The organism is Helicobacter apodemus, from assembly GCF_003097575.1.
In the GTDB taxonomy this organism is placed as follows: Bacteria; Campylobacterota; Campylobacteria; order Campylobacterales; family Helicobacteraceae; genus Helicobacter_D; species Helicobacter_D apodemus.
Map to the genome: position 1 here is coordinate 1,696,560 of NZ_CP021886.1, position 20,005 is coordinate 1,716,564.

Consider the following 20,005-nt stretch of genomic DNA (forward strand, 5'->3'; position numbering starts at 1 on the left):
CCTTATCCTTGTTAATGCTTAGAATCTTTATGGAGGAAATATAGCCCAATTGCTAAAGCCAAAATAGCTATTGCAAAGAATAGCATATCTTCAGTAGTCTTCATTCCCATATTTAAAACTTTAGAAAAGAATGCTACAATAAGTGCCATTACAATTACTTTGGCTAGTTTATCTTTGAGTTGATCTAGGGTATGTATTTCTAAGACTCTTGAGCTATTTTCATCCTTAATTTGAATTTTAGAGATAAATAATTCATATAAGCCAAAGGCAAAGATTAATAGCACCACAGCAATAAGGTATAAATCAATAGCCATAATAATGGTATTGAGTAAGATATTATGAATATCAAGATCTTTAGCTAATGTCCCAACATAATATAGATAAGTGTCTTTTGCAGCCTTTATAATATCAATGCTTGCTACAATAAAAAGTAATATAGAACCAACTAGCGATAAAATCACTGCTAAAATTACAAAAAGTCTAGCATTCCACATAAGTTTTTCAAAACAATGTTGTAAAAGTTGCAAGTAACTATCCTTAAAAAATTAGATTGAATTATTTTAAGATTATAGCATAGCAAACCTAAAAATTAATTAGCTGCTCTTTGGGTATTTTTAAGTATTGGAGGTGTTTTCGCAAATTTTATTACTATTTTTAGAGCTTTATAATCTATATAAATGAATCCTGTGAAATATAAAAATAAATGGAAGTAAAAACCCATTTTTGAGATATTTTCATTTATTAATTATAACTTTTATTAATAATTATTAAAGATTTTAATTTTGTTAAAGATTTTTTGTCTTAGAATATAACATTTTAAATTTTACTAAGGATAAAAATATGAAAAATTCCATTGAAAGTGAAGGGCAAATAACTGAAAGTAGGCGTGGATTCTTTACTAAAGTTGGAATAACGCTTTTAGGTGTTAGTGCTTTATCATCTCTAGGTAATTTTGCAGGGAGTGTAGCATTAGCTAATGAATTACCTGCATATCGTTTAAAAGATAAAAAAATGCTGAAGTATCACGGAGAGAAACCATTAACAGCAGAAACTGAAATTTATGCCCTTGATACAGATTTTACAAAGCCAGAAAATTTCTTTGTTAGGAATAATGGAGAGCCACTTTCAATGGATAAAATCAAAGCAAGAATGCAAAAAGGTTGGACATTAGAAATTAGTGGAGAGAGTGTAAAAGAACCAAAAACTTATACTTTAGATGAGTTAAAGAAGAAATTTAAGCATTATACTTATGCCCTAACACTTGAGTGTGGCGGTAATGGAAGGGGTGAGGTTATCCCTAGCACAAAAGGGACGCAATGGGGATATGGTGCGGTTGCGTGTGGTAGATGGACAGGTGTTAGAGTTAGGGATGTGTTAGAGGATTGCGGAATTAAGGATAATGCTGTATATATTGGTTATTATGGAATAGATATAAAATTAACTGGAGAGGAAGAATCACCAATTAGCAGAGGTGTGCCTATTAAAAAAGCTTTAGAGGATGAGACCTTAATTGCTTGGAGTTATGAGGGCAAAGATATTCCTTGGATAAATGGATACCCTCTGCGGTTAGTTTGTGGTGGATACCCTGCTAGTGCAAGCGGTAAATGGCTATCAAAGATTGTTGTTAGGGATAAGATTCACGATGGTGCAAAAATGCTAACTTCTTATAAGGTTCCTGTAGAGCCTGTGAGACCTGGAGATTTTAACTATAAAGGTGAGATGAGAATTATAGAATCTATGCCCGTTAAATCAATCATTACTAATATTAAAAATGAAGATAAAATTAAAGCAAAAAAAGAGTTTGAAGTTAGAGGAAAGGCTTGGGCTGGTGAGCTTGAAGTTGATGAAATTTATGTGAGTGTGGATTATGGAGTTACTTGGATTAAAGGAGAAGTGCAAAAACCCGTTAATAGACTAGCTTGGCAAAAATGGAGCACAAAAGTCAAGATTCCAACAAAAGGTTATTATGAAATATGGGCTAGGGCTGTCGATAGTGAGGGCAAGAGTCAACCTATGGTGTTAGCGCAATGGAATCCTAATGGGTATTTAAATAATGCTTGCCATAGAGTAAATGTTATGGGGGTATAAAATGTTAAAAAAAGTCATTGTTTTCATACTTTTTAGCCTCTCTTTCTTATTAGCTGAATATAAAATTAATCCCGAGAATGGGCTGATTATTGATGAGAATGTCGAACTTATTGAAAATAACTGCTTAGCTTGTCATAATTCTAGCTTGATTGTTAATATGAATGTTAATAGGGAAGCTTGGATAGCAACTATTCGATGGATGCAAGAATCAGAGGGGTTATGGGAGATTCCTGCTGATGATGAAAATAAGATTTTGGATTATTTAACGAAGCATTATGGAGAAAAATATAATACAAGAAGGCGTTTGCCTCTACCTGTATTATTAGAAAGATAAGATGTTATCTTTATATATGCACTAAAAGATATTAGAGGTTTAAGCACAAATATTTTATCTCTAAATATTCTTCTATCCCATATTTTGAACCTTCTCTACCAAGACCACTTTGTTTTATCCCCCCAAAAGGGGCTATTTCATTAGAGATTAATCCTGTATTAATCCCTACCATACCATATTCTAAAGATTCTGCGACACGCCATTGACGCTTATAATCTTGTGTGAAAAAATAAGCGGCTAATCCAAATTCCGTATCATTAGCATTAAAGATTACTTCCTCTTCGCTTTCAAATTTAAAAATAGGGGCTAATGGTCCAAAAGTTTCTTCTTTGGCGACTTTCATCTGTTGGGTTACATCTTTTAATAAAGTGGGTTGAAAAAAATTTCCTCCTAGATGATGGTTGCTTCCACCAACTAAAAGTTTAGCACCCTTTTGTAGGGCGTCATTAATATGTTCTTTAACTTTTAAAAGAGCTTTTTTATCAATTAAGGGACCTTGATTTACTCCATCTTCTAAACCATCTCCGACTTTGAGGGTTGGTATTTTATCTATGAGGGCTTGGCATATTTTGTCATAAATTCCACTTTGGATATAGATTCTATTAGCACATACACAAGTTTGTCCGCTATTTCTAAATTTAGAATCCATAATCCCATTAATGGCGTCCTCTAAATTTGCGTCATTAAAAACAATAAAAGGTGCATTACCTCCTAATTCTAAGCTTAGTTTTTTAATGCTAGAAGCACATTTTTGATAAAGCAGTTTTCCAACTTCTGTTGAACCTGTAAAGCTTAGTTTTCTAATGTCATTGCTTTGGCATAATACATCACTAATTTCTGTGGAATCTCCATTAACAACTATAAAGCAGTCCTCTAAGATTCCTGCCTCTTTAGCTAAAATTGCTAAGGCATAAGCACTAAGGGGAGTTTTAGAGGCGGGTTTTACAATAATAGCACAACCACTAGCAAGGGCAGGGGCAATTTTTCTAGTGATCATTGAGGAGGGAAAATTCCAAGGAGTGATAGCCGCACATACCCCAATAGGTTGTTTGAGTATTAGGAGTTTTTGTCCTTTTATTTTAGGGCTTAAAATATCCCCATCAACTCTTCTAGCTTCAGCGGCAAACCATTTAACAAAAGAGGCTGCATAAGTAATTTCTGCTTTTGCTTGTGCTATAGGTTTGCCCTGCTCTTTTGTCATAATTTCTGCTAAAAAATCCTTTGATTGTAGAATAAGTGAATAAAATGTATAAAGTCTATCACAACGTTCTTCTGCTAACATATCCGCCCATTGCTTTTGTGCTATTTTGGCTTTTTGGATAAGGTTTTGTAAATCTTGTTTATGCGTGTTTTTGATATAGGCTAAAATCTCTCCATTAGCAGGATTAACAACTTCAAAGCTATCTTTTTGTTTATCTTTAAAAATATGGGGATGATTAAATAAATCCATGAAAACTCCTTTGAAACATCTTATTCTTTTTCTTGTAAGTTTTGGTTTAAAATCAAAGAAAATTAATAAATTTTTTCTAAAATACTAAAAATGCTTTTCGCAAGGTGAAAGAATGAGAAAAATAGTTTTTATTTGTTGTTTGGGATTTTTCTTTTATGCGTGTTCTAGCACAGATTATACGAATCGCTCACGATTTATGTTGCTTGATGAAAAAGAGGAGAAAGCCTTAGGCGAGCAAAGTGCAAAAGAAATTCTAAAACAATCTAAGCTTAGTTTTAATAAAGCACAAAAAGAAATGGTTGAACGCGTAGGGTGGAAAATAGCAAATGTTGTTAAAAGAGAGGATTTTGAATGGAAGTTTTATTTAATTGAAGAGGACCAAAAAAATGCCTTTTGTTTGCCAGGAGGGAAAGTATTTGTTTATACAGGCTTAATGGGCATTATTGATAGTGATGATGAATTGGCGGTAGTTATCTCTCATGAGATAGCTCACGCTCTTTTGCGTCATGGTGGGGAGAGGATGAGTATGCAAACGCTTACCCAATTAGGTGGGAATATTTTAGGTGCTATTGTGGGAGTTCAAGCTCCAGCATATAGTTCGCTTATTAATCAAGCTTATAACTTAGGGAGTAATGTAGGAGTGATTTTGCCCTTTAGCCGCTCTCACGAATTAGAAGCTGATAAATTAGGTATTTTGCTTCTGCAAAAGGCGGGATATAATCCCCAAGCAGCCTTAAGCTTTTGGCAAAAGATGTCCGAAGATAGCAATAAAGGATCGGATTTTTTCTCTACACATCCAAGTGATTCTAAAAGGATTGAGGCTATACAAAATCTCTTAAAAGACAACGATTAAAAAGTGTAGTTCCTTATTTTAGTTTAGATAATTTGTAGTAATTATGGAATTAGATTTTACTATTAACTTTAATGGTTTTGGTGTAAATGGTGTGAGTATTGTGAAGGATTGTTCTAACCATAAGAAAAAGAAATAAATGCAAGGCATAGTAGCTTAGGTGATTTTATGGGTTACCCTTATATTAACTTTAGGATTAATGAGGAAAACTTTAGATGTATTAGTTGCCTCTAAGGAGACTTTTAAACCCGATTTACTTTATTAGTAACTAAATCTTAGTTACTCTTTTCTCTTATAGAGAAAAGAGGTTTAAGCTAGAAGTGCGACTACCCCAAAACCTAATGCGACAGAGAGGAAAATTGCTAAAATACCAGGAATCAAAAAAGCGTGATTAAAAACATATTTACCAAGTCTTGTAGAGCCTGTATCGTCCATTTGCACAGCACCAAGTAGGGTGGGGTAAGTGGGTAAAACAAAAAGTGCAGAAACTGCAGCAAAAGAAGCGACAATTATATAAGAATCACCTGGGTTTGCAGCACTTATGCCAAGTGCTGCAATAACAGCAGGGGTAATGGCTTTTGCCGTTGCAGCTTGTGAATAAAGCAACATTGCCGCAAAGAAAAAAACTACAGCTAATAAGCTAGGAATTTTTCCAACCCAAACAGAAGCTAAATCTTTAATTGTATCAATATGACCTTCTACAAAGGTATTTCCAAGCCACGCTACACCTAAAACACATACACAAGCAACCATACCGGATTTAAACACGCTTGTATCAGCAATCTTGCCCGGCTCTATTTTACAAAAAATCACAATAAAAGTTGCGACAGAAAGCATAAAGCTCATAATCGCGGCATCTCTAGGAACAATTACAGGGTCAATATAATTTTTTACAATACTGGCTAAAACAGCAAGACTTGAATCACTTGCAATAAGAGAATTTACATAATTAAGCATAGGCAAACGAACAACATCAGAGATGGTTGTTGCATAAAATACAACCACCAAAACACCAATTAAGAAAATAAGCACCGATAGTTTAGCACCTTTTTTAAGCTCTGTTTGTTGTATGCCCAATGGGGCTTTTACCAATCCTTTAGCAAGCCTTTCTTGATAAACAGGATCCTTGCTTAAATCCAAACTTGAAAACATTGTAATGATAAAGGCAGTAAGCATACAACCAATAAAAGTCGTAGGAATCCAAATTGCGAGCAAAATAGGATAACTCCATCCTAGTGGTTCTAATACTCCACTCATATAAACTACTGCCGCACTTACAGGACTTGCGGTAATGGCAATTTGACTAGCAACAACAGCAATAGAAAGGGGAGCACTAGGTTTAATGTTTTGCTCTTTTGCTACCTCTACAATAACAGGAATCATTGAGAATGCTGTATGTCCAGTTCCTGCTAAAATTGTTAAAAAATAGGTAACAGTTGGTGCTAGATAATTAATATATCTTGGATTAGAACGTAAAATTTTTTCTGCAATTTGCACGAGATAATCTAGCCCACCAGCTAATTGCATAGCAGAAATTGCCCCAATAACAGACATAATAATTAAAATAACATCCCAAGGAATGTTACCTGGTTTCATTCCTAAAGCAAGCCCTAAAATAACAACTCCAATTCCACCGGCATAACCAATACCAATCCCACCTAAACGAATACCGATAAAAATAGCACCTAAAAGAACAATAATTTGAAGCGCAAAAACAATTGTTTCCATAAAAACCTCTTTATTTTTTTGCTTTCATTTGAGGATTTAGCATATTCTGTGGATCTAAAATCTTCTCAATTTCTTCTTTGGGTAAATATCCTCTTTCTAAACAAATATCTCCTACAGCTTTTCCTGTTTGTAGAGCTTCTTTAGCAATGCTTGCTGATTTTTCATAGCCTAAGATAGGATTAAAGGCGGTAACAATGCCTATAGAGTTTAAAACCGATTTTTTGCAGGCTTCTACATTAGCATTTAGTCCTTTGATAGCCTTTGATGCTAGGGTTTTCATAGCATTTTCTAAAAGTATTAAAGAGTTAAATAGTGCATAAGCAATACCCGGTTCAACCGCATTTAATTCAAATTCTCCTCTTTCGGAGCATAGCATAATCGTTGTATCATTGCCAATAACTTCATAGCAAGCCTCTTGCACAACCTCGCAAATGACTGGGTTAACTTTTCCGGGCATTATTGAGCTTCCTGGTTGCATTTTTGGGAGATTAATTTCTCCTAAACCACATCTTGGACCTGAATTCATAAGTCTTAAATCATTCGCAATTTTGTTTAATCGCACAGCGGCAGTTTTTAAAACTCCACTTACAAAAACAAAATCTGCGGTATCTTGTGTCGCAGCAATTAAGTCTTCTGCGGGTTTAAAATTCCCACCGGTAATTTCATTAAGTTTTTTTTCAACAATATTTTTATAATCAGGATGGCAGTTAATCCCTGTTCCAATAGCAGTTGCACCCATATTTAAAGTGCTCATTACTTCTTTTGCGTATTGCACCCTTTCTAAATCACTTTTAATATAACTAGCAAAAGCATTAAAAGTATTCCCTAAAGTCGTAGGCACTGCATCTTCAAGCTCTGTTCTGCCCATTTTAATTACATCTTTAAATTCTCTAGCTTTATTTTCAAGTTCTGTTTTTAATGCTTCCATAGCTTTAGTTAAATCACTAAGCTTGTTCCAAGTTGCTACTTTTATAGAGCTAGGATAGGTATCATTAGTAGATTGCCCTAAGTTTGTATGATCGTTTGGGTGTAAGAATTGGTATTCTCCCTTTTTATGTCCCATACTTTCAAGAGCTATGTTTGTTAAAACCTCATTAACGTTCATATTTGTGCTTGTTCCAGCACCACCTTGTATCATATCTACGACAAATTGCTCTAAAAATTCTCCTTGAATTAATCTATCAGCAGCCTTTGCTAGGGCATCAGCTTTAGTAGAATCTAAAACTCCTACTTCTTTGTTAGCTAAAATGGCAGCTTTTTTAATTTGTGCAAAAGCTTTGATGAAAAAAGGATAATCTTTTAATTTTCTCCCACTCATTTGAAAATTATCAAGTGCTCTAAAAGTTTGCACTCCATAATAGACATCATCAGAAATCTCTAATTCTCCAATAAAATCGTGTTCTTTTCTAGTTCCCATTTTAATGAACCTTTCTTTATGATATGGATTTGAATCTTAGAGCTTCTTAAAAGTTTAAGATTCATTGTAATAATACTACTCTTAAAAACATTATCAAAGTATTATTCTTAAAAACTATATTGCGAAATTTATATTCTTATAAGCTTTTTAAGATTCCGCTTTTCTGTTCCTTTAGAATAATCCCAAATACTACAATGCTAGCACATAATACCCCTAAGGGGTGGGCACTCATTATGCCTTCAAATCCGTAGAATTTAGGTAAAACCAATACAAAGCATAAAGTAAACAAGAGGGTATAGGATAAGGTAATGATAAAAGAAATAAAGGTTTTTTGGATAGATTGGAAAAAGGTAGCACTTACAAGATTTATTCCCAAGAGTATAAAATTCATAAAATAAAGATTCATTGCCTTTTTTGTCTCTAAGGACAATAGGGCATCTCTTGAAGCAATATTATCTTGCAAAAACCAAGGAATAACAAAAGAACCAAAGCTATAAAAAGCAATATATAAAATAATCCCCACTAAGAGACTAAATTTCAAACTAAAGTAAAAAACCTCTTTGACTCTTCTTAAAAGATTAGCTCCATAATTAAAGCTTGAAATAGGTTGAACTCCTTGAGCGACAGACAATAAAATTGTAAAAGGGATAATACTCATATACATTACAACGCTATAAATAGAAATGCCTCTATCTCCAGCAATATTCATAATAGTATGGTTAAAAATAAGCATCATAATACTCATACTAATTTCTGAGCTACTTTGAGGAATACCATTTTTGGTTGCATTTAAAAGTGCATAAACATCAAAAGCCCTGATTAAAAATAAATTTCCTTTTTTTCGTAAGAAATGTTGTAGTAAAATACAAGTTCCAATGCTATGCCCTAAAATAGTGGCTAAAGCAGCTCCACCAATGCCAAAATCAAAAACAAAGAGGAATAGATAGTTTAAAAGAATATTCATACAAGAACCAACAATCATTGCCACCATTGCTAGAATGGGTTGCTTATCATTGATGGCAAAAATATCTAATGTAGGGTGCAGAACAATCACAAAAGCACCTAGATAAATAATTTCTGTATATTCTTTTACTAAAGGAAGTAAAATTGCGCTAGCCCCTAAATATAAAGCGACAAAGTCACTAAAATAATAAAGCGTAAATCCTCCTATAATAGAAGTAAAGAGAGCAAAATAAAAAACAGAGCTAAAGATAATCCTTGCCCTAAATGCTTTGCCTTTACCTAAAAAATAAGAACTCATTGCTGCTCCACCTACACTAAAGAGCAATTCAAAAGCAATAAGCACAGGAAAAATAGGCCACGCAATTCCAATGGCTGCTAGTGCATTTTCTCCTAATTTTTTACCCACAAATATTCCATCAATGGTAGAATAAGTAGATAGAGCAAGCATAGCCACTAAAGAGGGAATAAAATAAGATAAGAAAAGTCTAGGTATGGGTGTTGTTTTGAGGTTTAATTTCTTCATAAAATTCCCTTTTATACCCTATAAAGTTTTTGCAAATTCTAAGGAGGAGTGGATACTTAAATGAGGAGAGAGTAAGATTTTAGCCCTTGCTCCTAAAGATGTTTTTGTATATTTTAGGGTTGTTTTTCCAATACATAGTGCGGTATAGTCTTTTTGCCATTGAAAGTTTAATAAAAAAGCTTCCACAGATGATGGTGCGCTGAAAAATAAAATAGCATCTTTTTGAGGCATTAACTTTTCTTTTTGTGTTTGACTAAGTTTGATAGGTAGGGTTTCATAAAGGATAGATTCTAAAAGGTGAATCTGTGCATCTCCTAGTATTTCTACTAAAGAAGAAGCGATTTTTTTAGCCCTTATAAAAAGAGGTTTTTTGCCCTTTAGCTGATGTTGCAATTCCATAGCAAAAGAATCCCCATAAGATTGCGTCCCTATAAATTTCGCTTTTACCCCAAAATGTTCTAAAGTTTGATTGCTACCTTTGCCTATCACATAGCAAGGAATCTTATGCCATTTCTCACCAACATTTTCTTCAAGGGCAAAAATGGCGTTTTTAGAGGTAAAAATGAGGCAATTACATTGCTGTAATTTTAAAAAGAGTTGTTTATCTTGAAGTTTGTTAATTTCTAGCAATTCTAAAAGGTTTATAGAGTTATCCAAATTTGCTGCCGTATTTCTTTTTGTGATATAATAGACTTTTTTCATTACTTTAAAATTCTATCAAATTTTACCCTTTTAAGGCAAGATTACAATGTATGTTAAAAACAAAAGCTTGGCGATTCCTTTTAGGTTTCTACCTAATCAAACCCATCAATTTTTTGAAGATTTTATTGTTATTGATTTGCGTTCTCGTGGATATTTTTTGATTAGTCATATTCAAAATGCTCTTAATCTATCCTCCCTTAAACGTATCGCATTCATCGCACAGGAAAATAAAGATAAGAAAATTTTACTTTATTGCCATAGTGGTTCTAGTGCAGCAGAGTTTGGGAGTGAGCTTGTTAAGCAGGGATTAAATAATATTTATTATTTTGATGATAATTATTTTAATATTCCTAAAGAATATTTACAAAGCAATTCTTAAGTTTAAAAAATGTAGAAAAATTCGATATACTTCTGAATTTTAAGATAATTTTAAATTACATAAGGTTTCAAAATGGATTCCATTTTAAGAGTAGAGGAAGCTATTAAGGCTATTAAAAAAGGTGAGATGATTATTGTTATGGATGATGAAGATAGGGAGAATGAAGCGGATTTGGTTTTAAGCGGAATCTTTAGCACACCTGAGAAAATTAATTTTATGGCACAAGAGGCTAGAGGGTTAATTTGTGTTTCTATTACTAAAGAAATTGCTAATGCATTAGATTTACCCCCTATGGTAAGTCATAATAGTTCTAATCATGAAACCGCTTTTACAATTTCTATTGATGCTAGAGAAGCAAAAACAGGAATTTCTGCCTACGAAAGAGATTTAACGATTAATCTTATGTGCAGACCTAATGCAAAGCCAGAGGATTTTGTGCGTCCAGGGCATATTTTTCCCCTTATTGCAAAAGAGGGTGGAGTGCTAGAGAGGACAGGACATACAGAAGCTAGTGTAGATATTTGTAAATTAGCGGGGTTAAAGCCTATTAGCGTGATTTGTGAGATTATGCGAGAGGATGGTTTAATGGCAAGAACGGGGGATAAGTTTTTAAGTGAATTTGCTAAAAAGCATAATCTTAAGATTCTTTATGTCTCTGATTTGATTGAATATCGTTTGCGTTTTGAGCAGCTTATATCAGCGATTTGTGAAGAGGAGAGTGAATTTTTAGGGCATGAGGTCAAAAAAATACAAACTAAAGATCATTTAAACAGAATCCATACGATTTTTGCCTTTAAAGAAGCAAAAGTGCCGTTGGTGAAGTTCCATATTATTAGACCAGATTTAGCCTTTTTAGAGGATGAAACTAGCTATAATGGTGTTTTAAATGCTGTTAAAAGGCTTCAAGAAGCAGGAGGGTATTTAATCTTTTTACAAACAAAAGACCATAAAGATATTAAAGATTTAGGTATTGGAGCCCAGATTCTAAAATCCTTAGGCGTAGAAGATTTTAGATTGCTTAGCACTTCACATATGAATGAATATGCGAATTTAAGTGGTTTTGGTCTTAAGATTTTAGAACAGATTAAGGTTTAAATTATTTAAAACATTGCTTCAAAAGCTCTATAATGCTCCCAAGAATCCACAATATCTCGTCGGTATTTTTTAATATCTTGTAATTCATAATCTAAAAATTCTTTTAATTCCCTCTTTAAAAGTGGATTGGTAGCCACTATTTCTAAAATATCTTTTTCTTTAAGTTTAGCTTGATTGTGCCTAAGAGTAGCTTCTTGCATTTCTAAGAGAATATTATTAATATAGTTAATAACTTGAGAAAAAACCTCTAAATTGCTTTTGAGTATTTTTAAGTCTTTAGGGTAGATAAGTAAGTGAATATTGAGATTTTGGGGTATAGAGAAAAACTTATTAATGGATTTTTGGGATTGGAAATGGATTGCTTGCTGGTAAGCGGTTATGGTAATTTCTATATTATGGGAGCTTATAGGAATAGTGATAATAAGGGGTAAAAATAAAAAAGACAAAGCATCATATGCCTTTTCTTCATAAAACGCCTTATCTTCTTCTTTAGGTTGTGGGAAACCAAAGGAGTGGGATAAGGTCTGCATTGTCTTAAAAGCCTTTTGTTGAGATAGCTCTTGTAAATCTATATAATAAACTTTATTTGCCCCCCCCCTGTAAATAATTTTGTAATACTATAAAGCTTAAAATGTGCCATTATAATAAAGAAATGGGTCAGATAAATTTTAGGATGTTTTAAAGCTACTGTTTTAACCTGTAAATCGCCTAATGTTAGAGCCCTGAAAGTCTTTTGGTTAAAAAAGGTTTTGAAATCATCAAAAAGTTTAAAATGCACTTTTATATTATAAGCTTTATCGGAGTTTGTATGATTGAAAGCGGTTAAGAATAAAGAAAAGGGGTCTCTTACAGGCACTAATAAGGGGATGTTTTTGTGGATTCTAGCAAGAAGCTTTTGGGTATTGATAGTATCAAGATAATGGGTAGGTGTGAAATTTAGGGCTTTATAGGAATTGGGACTTAGAGCGTGAAAAAAATATTTTGTATAATAGATTTTTCTATGCCTAGTAAAATCACCTAATTTACCAAAATTGCTATTTAAAGACACTCCACATTTAGACAAAAAGGACTGAATCGCTATACTTCCACAAGCGTAATTTGCAATTAATAAGAAATGATAGGTTTTAGGTAGAGGGAGTCTCCAAATTATTGGAGAAAGAAGACAATAAAATTTATCTTTAATTTTATAGATTCTTTTATTAATGATATAGTTTATACACGCTCTCAATCCCTCTTTTTCATAAATCTTTCTAGTTAGTGATTGTTTCATTATATCCCTTAATTGGAGATTCCGCTTAATATAGGAACAAACGAGCAAATCTCTAGCTCTTCTTTGTTGGTTAAAGTTCCATTGTGTTTGCAAAATCGCGTAATGATTTGTTTGTCTCCTTGTTGCAAAGGAGCTACTAAAATACCTCCTTCTTGAAGTTGATGGATAATAGCAGGGGAGATTTCGTGAGTTGCGGCTGAAAAGAGGATTCTATCATAAGGTGCATAGGCACTCCAGCCATTTTGCCCATCATCTAGCTTGGTGTTAATATTCTTTAAGTTGCAGTGTTTAATCCTAACTCTTGCTTCATTTAAGAGTCTCTCAATGCGTTCAATACTAAAGACTCTGCGGATAAGACAGCTAAGGATTGCTGCTTGATAACCACTTCCACAGCCAATTTCTAAAACATTATCTGCACCTTCATATTGTAAGTATTCTGTCATTTTAGCCACTGTTAAAGGAGAGCTAATCCATTGATTGGCACCCATAGGAAGTGCATCAAGACTATAAGCAAGGTAGGCAAATCCATTAGGGGTAAAAATTTCTCTATCTATGCTTAAAAATGCCTGTTGCACTTTTTGGCTAATAGGAAATTCTTTAAGAATCTCACGCACCATATTCGCAGTTTTGAGACTTTGCATTATAACCCTATATTCATAAATTTACGCACTTTTGTAATATCATCAAAGTTTGCTTTATAGTTTATGATTTCCTTTAGATCATCATTAGTAACATACCCAAAAGGCGTAATAATACAGCTTCCTTTTGCCATAGAATCATTAGCTCCATTGCTTGCCATTACAAAGCTTTGTGTCGTGATAGCAAGAGCTTTTGTAAGGGTTTGAAAATGATCTTTTCTTTCTTTTGCCCATTGTGCGGGGACAAATATTAAATCACATCCCTTTAAACGTTGCCATATTTCAATAAAACGCAATTCAAAGCAATTGATTGCTCCACATTTAAGTCCATCAAGATTAAAGGGTGTAATTTCTTCTATATCACCAGCTTGAAAATGTAAATGTTCATCGCCTAATGGAAAAAGTTTATGCTTATTTTGTAGATGGAGTAAATCCCCTTTGTGGAAGATTTTTAGGGTATTATAAAAGCCTTTATGGTATTGTTCAATCATTGATAAAACAATGGTTCTATCAAGGGATAATTTCAAAAGCACTTCTGTAGCCACTTTAGCAAATTCAGAGGCTTCCTCCATCCTTTGGTAACAGAAGTTTGTTAAACAAACTTCAGGGGCTAAAATAATAGATTGTGCTTCGCAATTTATAATAAGACTTTTTAGGTGTGCAAGATTTTCTTCAAAGTTTTGTTTGGTTTTGAATTGTAGGGTATAAAGACCTCTAGAAATCATCAAAGTTAATACTCCCTTTTGCGTAATTTGTAACATTTCCTTCAAAGAAATTTGTTTTTTGTTCATTAAATGAGCTAAAAGATTCTACCCATTTAATAGGATGTTTAGCATTATAAATTTTAGGGAATCCTATGCGAGCTAGTCGAATATCTGCAAGATAGCGGACATATTCGTGAATAATTTCACTAGTAAGCCCTAGAATTTGTCCTTGTGTAATATAATCCCCCCAAGAAGATTCTACTTTAACCGCTTCTTTAAACATTTCAATTACTTCTTCTTCTAAATCTTTAGTAAAGATATGTGCCATTTCTTTTTTAAGGGATTTTATCATATTTTGGAATAATAATAAATGGGTAACTTCATCCCTTTGAATAAAGCGAATCATTTGTGCACTTCCTAGCATTTTACCACTTCTTGCAAGGGTGTAAAAAAAGGCAAAACCTGAATAAAAATAAATCCCCTCTAAGATTTGGTTAGCAAACATTGCAAGGACTAGAGTTCTCTCTGTTGGGTCTTTAGCAAGTTGTTCATAAACATTGGCAATATAGTCATTTTTGCTTCGTAGTTGCCCATCAGTGCGCCACATTTCATAAATTTCATCAGTATTTGCAGAGATAGATTCTACCATAACAGCGTAACTTTGGGAATGGAGGGCTTCTTCAAAAGCTTGACGAACCAAGATTAAATTAATTTCTGGGCTTGTAATGTAGGGATTGACATTGTCAATGAGGTTATTAGTTTGGAGTGAATCCATAAAAATAAGTTGGGCTAAGGCTCTATCATAGCCTATTTTTTCCTCACGCGTTAGTCCCTCAGAATAATCGCGTTTATCTTGGGTCATATTGACTTCTTCTGGGAACCAAGAATTGGCAAGCATTACTTTCCAAAGGTTGTAAGCCCATTGGTATTTAATTTTATTGAGTTCAAAAATGCTTGTGGGATTACCACCAAAGATTCTGCGTTCATTTACGCTTTCTTTGGAGTTTGGGTTATAAATTTTTTTTCTATTCATCATAAAATACCTTTGGTTTTTTTAAGTTGGGATAATATAGACTCTTTTTTATAATGAGGATGTAAATGGAATGGAATAATAAAAAAATATTTCATAAAAAATACTTAATACTAAAGTGGTAAAAATGGTGAAAATAGCAAAGCTTCATATTGATGGTATGCATTGTAGTGCGTGTTCGGCAAGTATTCAAAGTAATCTTGAAAAAAACTCTAGTATTCTAAATACCAAAATTAATGCCATTAGTGGCAAAGCCAAAATTTCTTATGAAGAATCCCAAATTTCCGAGCAAAAAATTATAGAGCTTATTACTTCTTATGGATTCCCTGCCTCTAAGGATAATAGTAAAGAAAGAGAGATGGCTTATATTCAAGGATTAAAAACGCGTTTATTAGTAGCCATTCCCTGTTTTCTTGTTATTTTTGTTTTACATATGGGAGGATTCCATAGCTTTTGGAGCTCTGCAGTGGAGCTTCTTTTGGCAAGTGTTGCACAAATTTATTGTGCAATGCCTTTTTATAAGGGTTCAATGAGCTTTTTTAAAACAAAAGTTGCGGATATGAATGTATTAATAGCCTTAGGTACTAGCGCTGCATATTTGTATTCTGTTTATTTATTCTTTAGTGGAGCAAAAGGATATTATTTTGAAGGCTCTGCTTCGGTGATTTGTTTTGTGCTTTTAGGGGAATACTTGAAATCTAAGGCAAAAAAAAGTGCTAGTGAAGAATTAGAAGTTTTAGCAAAGATTTTACCCCCTAAAGCAAGACTTTTAAAAGAGGATAAAAAAGAATGGGTTGCAATTAATACCATAAAAAAAGGTGATAAATGTTTAGTGGTTAGTGGAGAGAAAATACCCCTTGATGGCAAAATCATACAAGGAGAAGCGGAGGTAAGTAGTGCACATATTAATGGTGAAGAATTGCCTAGTGTTTTAAGGGAAGGTAGTGAAGTTATAGGTGGAAGTGTTGTTATAAATGGGGAGATTATTGTGGAATCTTCAAAAGATTCTAGTGATTTTTTTGTTTATGAAATGTTAGATTTATTAGAGTTATCCCAAACACAAAAACCTCCTATTGGAATCTTAGCGGATAAAATCGCTTCTGTTTTTGTGCCTTGTATAGTTTTACTCGCATTAGTGGCTTTTTTATTTTGGTTGCAAGAGGGTTTTGCTTTTGCTTTATCTATCGCTGCTTCTATTTTAGTAGTATCTTGTCCTTGTGCTTTAGGTCTTGCTGTGCCTTTAGCCATTGTTTGTGCAAGTATGCGGGCAAAGAGGAATGAAATTTTGATTAAATCCCCGGATGTTTATGAAAAAGCTAAACAAATTAAGTTTATGGTTTTTGATAAAACAGGCACTTTAACAAAAGGAGAAATTATCGTGCAAAAGGCGGATATTTTTGGCGATAAGAAAGAGATTTTATCACTCTCTAAAGCTATGCAAGAGGATAATCCCCACCCCATAGGAAAAGCAATTTTAGAATATACAAAAGAATTTACTACCCATGTAGTTTTGCAAAAGAAGGAATACCTTATCACTAAGGGTGTTAAAGCAGTCTTTAATCAAGAGGAATATTATTTAGGTTCATTAGCTTGGATACAAGAAATTCTTGGCAAAGAGGATATTGTTAAACAAGAAGAGGGTGTAGTTGCCCTTTGTAATAAAAAAGAGCTTTTAGCGGTTTTTTATTTAAAGGATTCTTTGAGGAAAAATGCAAAGGAAGTCATTGATTGTATTAAAAATCTAGGAATTGTGCCTGTAATTTTAAGTGGAGATAATTTAGCAAGTGTAGAAAAAATAGCTCAAGAATTGGGTATTAAAGAATATTTTGCCCAAACAACGCCTTTGCAAAAAAGTCAAAAGATTGGAGAGCTTAAAAAATTAGGAGGAGTGTGTTTTGTAGGGGATGGCATTAATGATGCTTTAGCTTTAGAAGAATCAAGTTTTGGTATTTCTTTTGCAAGTGCAACAGAGTTGGCTAAAGAAATAGGCGATGTTTTGCTATTGAAAGATGATTTAAAGGGCATTGTTGAGGTGTTTAAAATTTCTTTTGCGACTTTAAAGAATATTAAAGAGAATTTATTTTTTGCCTATGTTTATAATGTGGTTTTAATCCCTATTGCAGCTGGGGTGCTTTATCCTTTTGTTGGTATTGTTTTACAACCCTCACTTGCTGGAGCAGCTATGGCATTTAGTTCTGTTAGTGTTGTGCTTAATGCCCTTAGAATCTCAAGGTTAAAGTTATAATGGGTATCTTTAAAAAGGCTTTTTTAAGCCTTGTAATAGGGGTTAAAGTTGGCTTTGGGTTAGAGTATTTTATCTTAGAGGAACAATATCTCTTTAAGGATACTAAGGTTTATGCAAAAGATGTCTTTAAGGAAGCCTCTGAAAATTTCTTGCTCTTTGAGATTCCCAAAAACGCTAATGTTTTTCAAATCAAAAGCTCACAATTAATAGAAAAGTTTGAAAATGTTGGAATCCATATTGGTGCTAAATCCCCCATTGTAACCTTTAAAAGAGAAGTTGGGGGGAATACTGATGGGATTAAAGCCCATATTGCGGGGCTATTTTTTCAACAATACCAAAACAATAATATCAAAATCCATTCTATTACCCTAGAGCAAATCACCGCTACGAATTTTAAAGAAGAAAATATTAAAACCATTGATTTTTCTACGCAATTATTAAAACGTAAAGAGGGGACTTTTAATATTGTTCTTAAAGAGAGTGAGAGAGAGAAAAAGGTATTTTTTAGGTATTTTATTGATGCAACCTTAGAAGGCATTGTATTACTTAAACCTCTTAGTGGGGGGGAGAGTATTAATTACCAAAATGCAAAGGTTGTTGAGATTGCTTTAGATAAAATTAGTAGCGCGTTAATGTCAAAAAGTCAATTAGGTGAGGTTGCGGTGCGTTCTTACACTCCAAAAGATATATTAATTACAGAAGATAGGTTAGTAAAGCCAAGAGTTGTCAAAAAGGGAGATAAAATACTTGTAGATATAAAAGAAGAGGGGGTTGTTTTAGAGTTTTTCTTAGAAGCACAAAAAGATGGTGGGATTGGTGATGTGATAAAAGCTAAAGACTTAGAGAATAAAAAGGCTTATGAAGTTAAAATACAAAGCAAGGGGCGGGGAGAATTGTTATGAAACGCATTATTGTAGGCATTAGTGGTGCTAGTGCAGTGAATTTGGGGTTTAGATTCTTAGAAATTTTACCTTTAGAGATAGAAAAATATTGCGTAATCTCTAAAAGGGCTAAAGAGGTCTTAAAAAAAGAAAACCAAGCAATTCCGCAAGAAGTCCCCAACACTATTTATTTAGAGGATTTAGATTTAGGGGCTTGTATCGCAAGTGGTTCTTTTATCTGCGAAAGTATGGTTGTTATTCCTTGCTCACAAAATACCTTAGCAAAAATAGCCTATGGTATTTCTGATACCTTAATTACTAGAGCCGCAAGTGTGATGATTAAAGAAAGACGCAATCTCCTTTTAGCGCCAAGAGAAATGCCCTTTAGCACCATTGCCTTAGAAAATATGGCAAAACTCTCACAAATAGGTATAATTATAGCACCACCTATTTTTGGTTATTATGCCGGAAGTAGTTTAAAAGAAATAGAAAATCTTGTTTTAGGGAAGTGGTGTGATATATTAGGCATTCCTTATGCTTATAAACGTTGGGGAGAGGGAGGATTAGAAGAATCTTTGAAAGAGCAAAGATAAGAAATATCCCCCAAATATTAGAAAGCCAAAGAGTATAAAGGCTAATATAAAAGCACTTTTACTTGTTGCGATGAGTTTTTTGAAATGTATTTGTAAGCCTAAAGCTCCCATTGCTGCGACAATACAAAGCACGCTTAAAAATTGCAAAGAGCTTATAAGGGATTGAATAGTAATAGTTCCTAAAATAGGAGTTGCTTTATGGGGGCTTAGAAATGTATGGAGCATAATAGTACCTAAGAATAAGAATGCAAAATAAGGGATTTGTATAGTTTTGGTAGTAGATTGAGTGTGTTTTGTAGCATAAAAAGCCATAAAGAATAAAAATGGTACAAGCATAATTACCCGAATCATTTTAATGATAATAGCAGTATTAGCAGCCTCTTGTGAAAATCCTCCCATATCCTTAGCTATCTCTGCTGCACCTACTACATTGGCAACTTCGTGTAAAGTCGCTCCCATAAAAAATCCCATAGAATTTTCATTAAGTTGGGGAATAAGGTCAGAATAAAAGGCTATGGGGTAAGAGAACATACCTATAAGACCAAAAATAACGATACAACTAATAGCAATTATTCCTTTAAGAGAATCAGATTTTAAGGTTGATTCTAAGGCTAAGATTGCAGCTGCACCGCAAATCGCACTACCTGCACCCACTAGCATAGAAGTTTCTTTATCAAGTTTTAAAACTTTAATGCCAATAAACAAAGAGATTAGAAAAATGCTAATAACTACCATAAAAGCAGCTATTAATCCTAATAAACCAACATTTCTAAGTTCATCAAAAGTAATAAAAAAACCATAAAGGATAATGCCTAATTTAAGAAGTTTTTTCGCACTAAAATGCACCCCATTTCCTAAAATTTGCTGGTATTTGAAAAAAAGCGGAGATAAGCATACCCCTATTAAAATAGCAATGGCTGTAGGTGCTAGATGTGTTGTATTATGAATGGCTGGAATACTTGATAAATAGGTAGATAAAGCAACAATGCCACCAACTAATAAGAGACCTTGTATATTGTGAGTGAAAAAAGTTTTAAGAGAATTCATAATAGCTCCTTATAAATTTTTGGAGGTATCATATCCTTTTTTTATAAATAATAAAAATATATTAATAT

The 20,005-nt window shown here is 33.4% G+C and carries 20 protein-coding genes; 8 read left to right on the forward strand and 12 right to left on the reverse strand.

The genetic code is table 11. The features are described from left to right. Nucleotides 1-11: 11 nt before the first annotated feature. Nucleotides 12-494 carry a YqhA family protein gene (locus CDV25_RS08395; RefSeq protein WP_052087242.1) on the reverse strand — a complete coding sequence of 161 codons (483 nt, stop codon included), beginning with the start codon at nucleotides 492-494 and terminating at the stop codon, nucleotides 12-14. A gap of 346 nt (nucleotides 495-840) precedes the next feature. Here CDV25_RS08395 and sorA point away from each other — a divergent pair, with 346 nt between their 5' ends. Then, entirely contained in the window at nucleotides 841-2,088 is a 1,248-nt protein-coding gene (sorA, locus tag CDV25_RS08400) for a sulfite:cytochrome c oxidoreductase molybdopterin oxidoreductase subunit (RefSeq protein ID WP_108911556.1), read from the forward strand. 1 nt (nucleotide 2,089) lies between these two features. Then, a complete protein-coding gene (locus CDV25_RS08405; protein ID WP_108911557.1) occupies nucleotides 2,090-2,422 on the forward strand; it encodes a cytochrome C in 333 nt (110 codons plus the stop codon). A 31-nt stretch (nucleotides 2,423-2,453) separates the two neighbouring features. On the opposite strand, the gene CDV25_RS08410 is transcribed toward CDV25_RS08405, so the two are convergent. Next, the gene (locus CDV25_RS08410) at nucleotides 2,454-3,872 is read right to left on the reverse strand and encodes an NAD-dependent succinate-semialdehyde dehydrogenase (RefSeq protein WP_108911558.1); all 1,419 of its coding nucleotides are present in this window, start codon (nucleotides 3,870-3,872) and stop codon (nucleotides 2,454-2,456) included. A 112-nt stretch (nucleotides 3,873-3,984) separates the two neighbouring features. On the opposite strand from CDV25_RS08410, the gene CDV25_RS08415 reads away from it, so the two are divergent. Then, nucleotides 3,985-4,725 (forward strand): M48 family metallopeptidase, encoded by a 741-nt coding sequence (locus CDV25_RS08415; protein WP_108911559.1) that lies wholly within the window; start codon nucleotides 3,985-3,987, stop codon nucleotides 4,723-4,725. A 306-nt stretch (nucleotides 4,726-5,031) separates the two neighbouring features. Here CDV25_RS08415 and CDV25_RS08420 read toward each other — a convergent pair whose 3' ends face one another. The 4 genes from CDV25_RS08420 to CDV25_RS08435 form a co-directional block, all read right to left on the reverse strand. Then, entirely contained in the window at nucleotides 5,032-6,450 is a 1,419-nt protein-coding gene (locus CDV25_RS08420; RefSeq protein WP_108911560.1) for an anaerobic C4-dicarboxylate transporter, read from the reverse strand. A gap of 10 nt (nucleotides 6,451-6,460) precedes the next feature. Continuing rightward, complete coding sequence (locus tag CDV25_RS08425) at nucleotides 6,461-7,867, reverse strand: aspartate ammonia-lyase (RefSeq protein ID WP_108911561.1); 1,407 nt, start codon at nucleotides 7,865-7,867, stop codon at nucleotides 6,461-6,463. A 136-nt stretch (nucleotides 7,868-8,003) separates the two neighbouring features. After that, nucleotides 8,004-9,353, reverse strand: coding sequence for an MATE family efflux transporter (locus tag CDV25_RS08430; RefSeq protein ID WP_108911562.1), 1,350 nt, complete (start codon nucleotides 9,351-9,353; stop codon nucleotides 8,004-8,006). A gap of 18 nt (nucleotides 9,354-9,371) precedes the next feature. Beyond that, nucleotides 9,372-10,055: a uroporphyrinogen-III synthase gene (locus tag CDV25_RS08435; protein ID WP_108911563.1), complete on the reverse strand. Its 684-nt coding sequence runs from the start codon at nucleotides 10,053-10,055 to the stop codon at nucleotides 9,372-9,374. Between the two features lie 46 nt (nucleotides 10,056-10,101). Here CDV25_RS08435 and CDV25_RS08440 point away from each other — a divergent pair, with 46 nt between their 5' ends. Together CDV25_RS08440 and CDV25_RS08445 are read left to right on the forward strand one after the other, a co-directional pair. After that, nucleotides 10,102-10,434, forward strand: coding sequence for a rhodanese-like domain-containing protein (locus CDV25_RS08440; RefSeq protein ID WP_034553132.1), 333 nt, complete (start codon nucleotides 10,102-10,104; stop codon nucleotides 10,432-10,434). 72 nt (nucleotides 10,435-10,506) lie between these two features. Then, nucleotides 10,507-11,529, forward strand: a complete 1,023-nt coding sequence (locus tag CDV25_RS08445; RefSeq protein WP_108911564.1) for a bifunctional 3,4-dihydroxy-2-butanone 4-phosphate synthase/GTP cyclohydrolase II — start codon at nucleotides 10,507-10,509, stop codon at nucleotides 11,527-11,529. Between the two features lie 5 nt (nucleotides 11,530-11,534). Here CDV25_RS08445 and CDV25_RS08450 read toward each other — a convergent pair whose 3' ends face one another. Genes CDV25_RS08450 through CDV25_RS08470 form a run of 5 tightly spaced genes read right to left on the reverse strand, consistent with a single transcriptional unit; the run spans nucleotide 11,535 to nucleotide 15,177 of the window. Beyond that, a complete protein-coding gene (locus CDV25_RS08450; RefSeq protein ID WP_108911565.1) occupies nucleotides 11,535-12,059 on the reverse strand; it encodes a DUF2972 domain-containing protein in 525 nt (174 codons plus the stop codon). Nucleotides 12,060-12,097: 38 nt separating this feature from the next. Further along, entirely contained in the window at nucleotides 12,098-12,799 is a 702-nt protein-coding gene (locus CDV25_RS08455) for a hypothetical protein (RefSeq protein ID WP_108911566.1), read from the reverse strand. A gap of 8 nt (nucleotides 12,800-12,807) precedes the next feature. Then, nucleotides 12,808-13,440, reverse strand: coding sequence for a protein-L-isoaspartate(D-aspartate) O-methyltransferase (locus tag CDV25_RS08460; RefSeq protein WP_108911567.1), 633 nt, complete (start codon nucleotides 13,438-13,440; stop codon nucleotides 12,808-12,810). Continuing rightward, nucleotides 13,440-14,162, reverse strand: a complete 723-nt coding sequence (locus tag CDV25_RS08465; RefSeq protein WP_204161886.1) for a carbon-nitrogen hydrolase family protein — start codon at nucleotides 14,160-14,162, stop codon at nucleotides 13,440-13,442. Before CDV25_RS08465 ends, CDV25_RS08460 begins: the two co-directional genes overlap by 1 nt. Then, complete coding sequence (locus CDV25_RS08470; RefSeq protein ID WP_108911568.1) at nucleotides 14,152-15,177, reverse strand: ribonucleotide-diphosphate reductase subunit beta; 1,026 nt, start codon at nucleotides 15,175-15,177, stop codon at nucleotides 14,152-14,154. Before CDV25_RS08470 ends, CDV25_RS08465 begins: the two co-directional genes overlap by 11 nt. 121 nt (nucleotides 15,178-15,298) lie before the next feature. On the opposite strand from CDV25_RS08470, the gene CDV25_RS08475 reads away from it, so the two are divergent. From CDV25_RS08475 to CDV25_RS08485, 3 genes are read left to right on the forward strand one after another with little or no spacing between them, the layout of a single operon-like run. Then, nucleotides 15,299-17,416: a heavy metal translocating P-type ATPase gene (locus CDV25_RS08475; protein ID WP_108911569.1), complete on the forward strand. Its 2,118-nt coding sequence runs from the start codon at nucleotides 15,299-15,301 to the stop codon at nucleotides 17,414-17,416. Continuing rightward, nucleotides 17,416-18,318 (forward strand): flagellar basal body P-ring formation chaperone FlgA, encoded by a 903-nt coding sequence (flgA, locus tag CDV25_RS08480; protein WP_108911570.1) that lies wholly within the window; start codon nucleotides 17,416-17,418, stop codon nucleotides 18,316-18,318. Before CDV25_RS08475 ends, flgA begins: the two co-directional genes overlap by 1 nt. After that, the gene (locus CDV25_RS08485) at nucleotides 18,315-18,890 is read left to right on the forward strand and encodes a UbiX family flavin prenyltransferase (RefSeq protein WP_108911571.1); all 576 of its coding nucleotides are present in this window, start codon (nucleotides 18,315-18,317) and stop codon (nucleotides 18,888-18,890) included. The genes flgA and CDV25_RS08485 overlap by 4 nt, the downstream gene beginning before the upstream one ends. Here the strand turns inward: CDV25_RS08485 and CDV25_RS08490 are convergent. Beyond that, nucleotides 18,861-19,937 carry a putative sulfate exporter family transporter gene (locus CDV25_RS08490; protein WP_108911572.1) on the reverse strand — a complete coding sequence of 359 codons (1,077 nt, stop codon included), beginning with the start codon at nucleotides 19,935-19,937 and terminating at the stop codon, nucleotides 18,861-18,863. The two genes, CDV25_RS08485 and CDV25_RS08490, sit on opposite strands and share 30 nt — an antisense overlap. Between the last annotated feature and the right edge of the window lie 68 nt (nucleotides 19,938-20,005).

Bases quoted from the DNA above. Each gene is read 5' to 3' on its own strand.
- sorA (WP_108911556.1), top strand. From the start codon at position 841: ATGAAAAATTCCATTGAAAGTGAAGGGCAAATAACTGAAAGTAGGCGT.
- CDV25_RS08395 (WP_052087242.1), bottom strand. From the start codon at position 494: ATGTGGAATGCTAGACTTTTTGTAATTTTAGCAGTGATTTTATCGCTA.
- CDV25_RS08420 (WP_108911560.1), bottom strand. From the start codon at position 6,450: ATGGAAACAATTGTTTTTGCGCTTCAAATTATTGTTCTTTTAGGTGCT.
- CDV25_RS08425 (WP_108911561.1), bottom strand. From the start codon at position 7,867: ATGGGAACTAGAAAAGAACACGATTTTATTGGAGAATTAGAGATTTCT.
- flgA (WP_108911570.1), top strand. From the start codon at position 17,416: ATGGGTATCTTTAAAAAGGCTTTTTTAAGCCTTGTAATAGGGGTTAAA.
- CDV25_RS08415 (WP_108911559.1), top strand. From the start codon at position 3,985: ATGAGAAAAATAGTTTTTATTTGTTGTTTGGGATTTTTCTTTTATGCG.
- CDV25_RS08490 (WP_108911572.1), bottom strand. From the start codon at position 19,937: ATGAATTCTCTTAAAACTTTTTTCACTCACAATATACAAGGTCTCTTA.
- CDV25_RS08430 (WP_108911562.1), bottom strand. From the start codon at position 9,353: ATGAAGAAATTAAACCTCAAAACAACACCCATACCTAGACTTTTCTTA.
- CDV25_RS08450 (WP_108911565.1), bottom strand. From the start codon at position 12,059: ATGCAGACCTTATCCCACTCCTTTGGTTTCCCACAACCTAAAGAAGAA.
- CDV25_RS08465 (WP_204161886.1), bottom strand. From the start codon at position 14,162: ATGATTTCTAGAGGTCTTTATACCCTACAATTCAAAACCAAACAAAAC.
- CDV25_RS08440 (WP_034553132.1), top strand. From the start codon at position 10,102: ATGTATGTTAAAAACAAAAGCTTGGCGATTCCTTTTAGGTTTCTACCT.
- CDV25_RS08460 (WP_108911567.1), bottom strand. From the start codon at position 13,440: ATGCAAAGTCTCAAAACTGCGAATATGGTGCGTGAGATTCTTAAAGAA.
- CDV25_RS08435 (WP_108911563.1), bottom strand. From the start codon at position 10,055: ATGAAAAAAGTCTATTATATCACAAAAAGAAATACGGCAGCAAATTTG.
- CDV25_RS08470 (WP_108911568.1), bottom strand. From the start codon at position 15,177: ATGATGAATAGAAAAAAAATTTATAACCCAAACTCCAAAGAAAGCGTA.
- CDV25_RS08455 (WP_108911566.1), bottom strand. From the start codon at position 12,799: ATGAAACAATCACTAACTAGAAAGATTTATGAAAAAGAGGGATTGAGA.
- CDV25_RS08405 (WP_108911557.1), top strand. From the start codon at position 2,090: ATGTTAAAAAAAGTCATTGTTTTCATACTTTTTAGCCTCTCTTTCTTA.
- CDV25_RS08445 (WP_108911564.1), top strand. From the start codon at position 10,507: ATGGATTCCATTTTAAGAGTAGAGGAAGCTATTAAGGCTATTAAAAAA.
- CDV25_RS08410 (WP_108911558.1), bottom strand. From the start codon at position 3,872: ATGGATTTATTTAATCATCCCCATATTTTTAAAGATAAACAAAAAGAT.
- CDV25_RS08485 (WP_108911571.1), top strand. From the start codon at position 18,315: ATGAAACGCATTATTGTAGGCATTAGTGGTGCTAGTGCAGTGAATTTG.
- CDV25_RS08475 (WP_108911569.1), top strand. From the start codon at position 15,299: ATGGTGAAAATAGCAAAGCTTCATATTGATGGTATGCATTGTAGTGCG.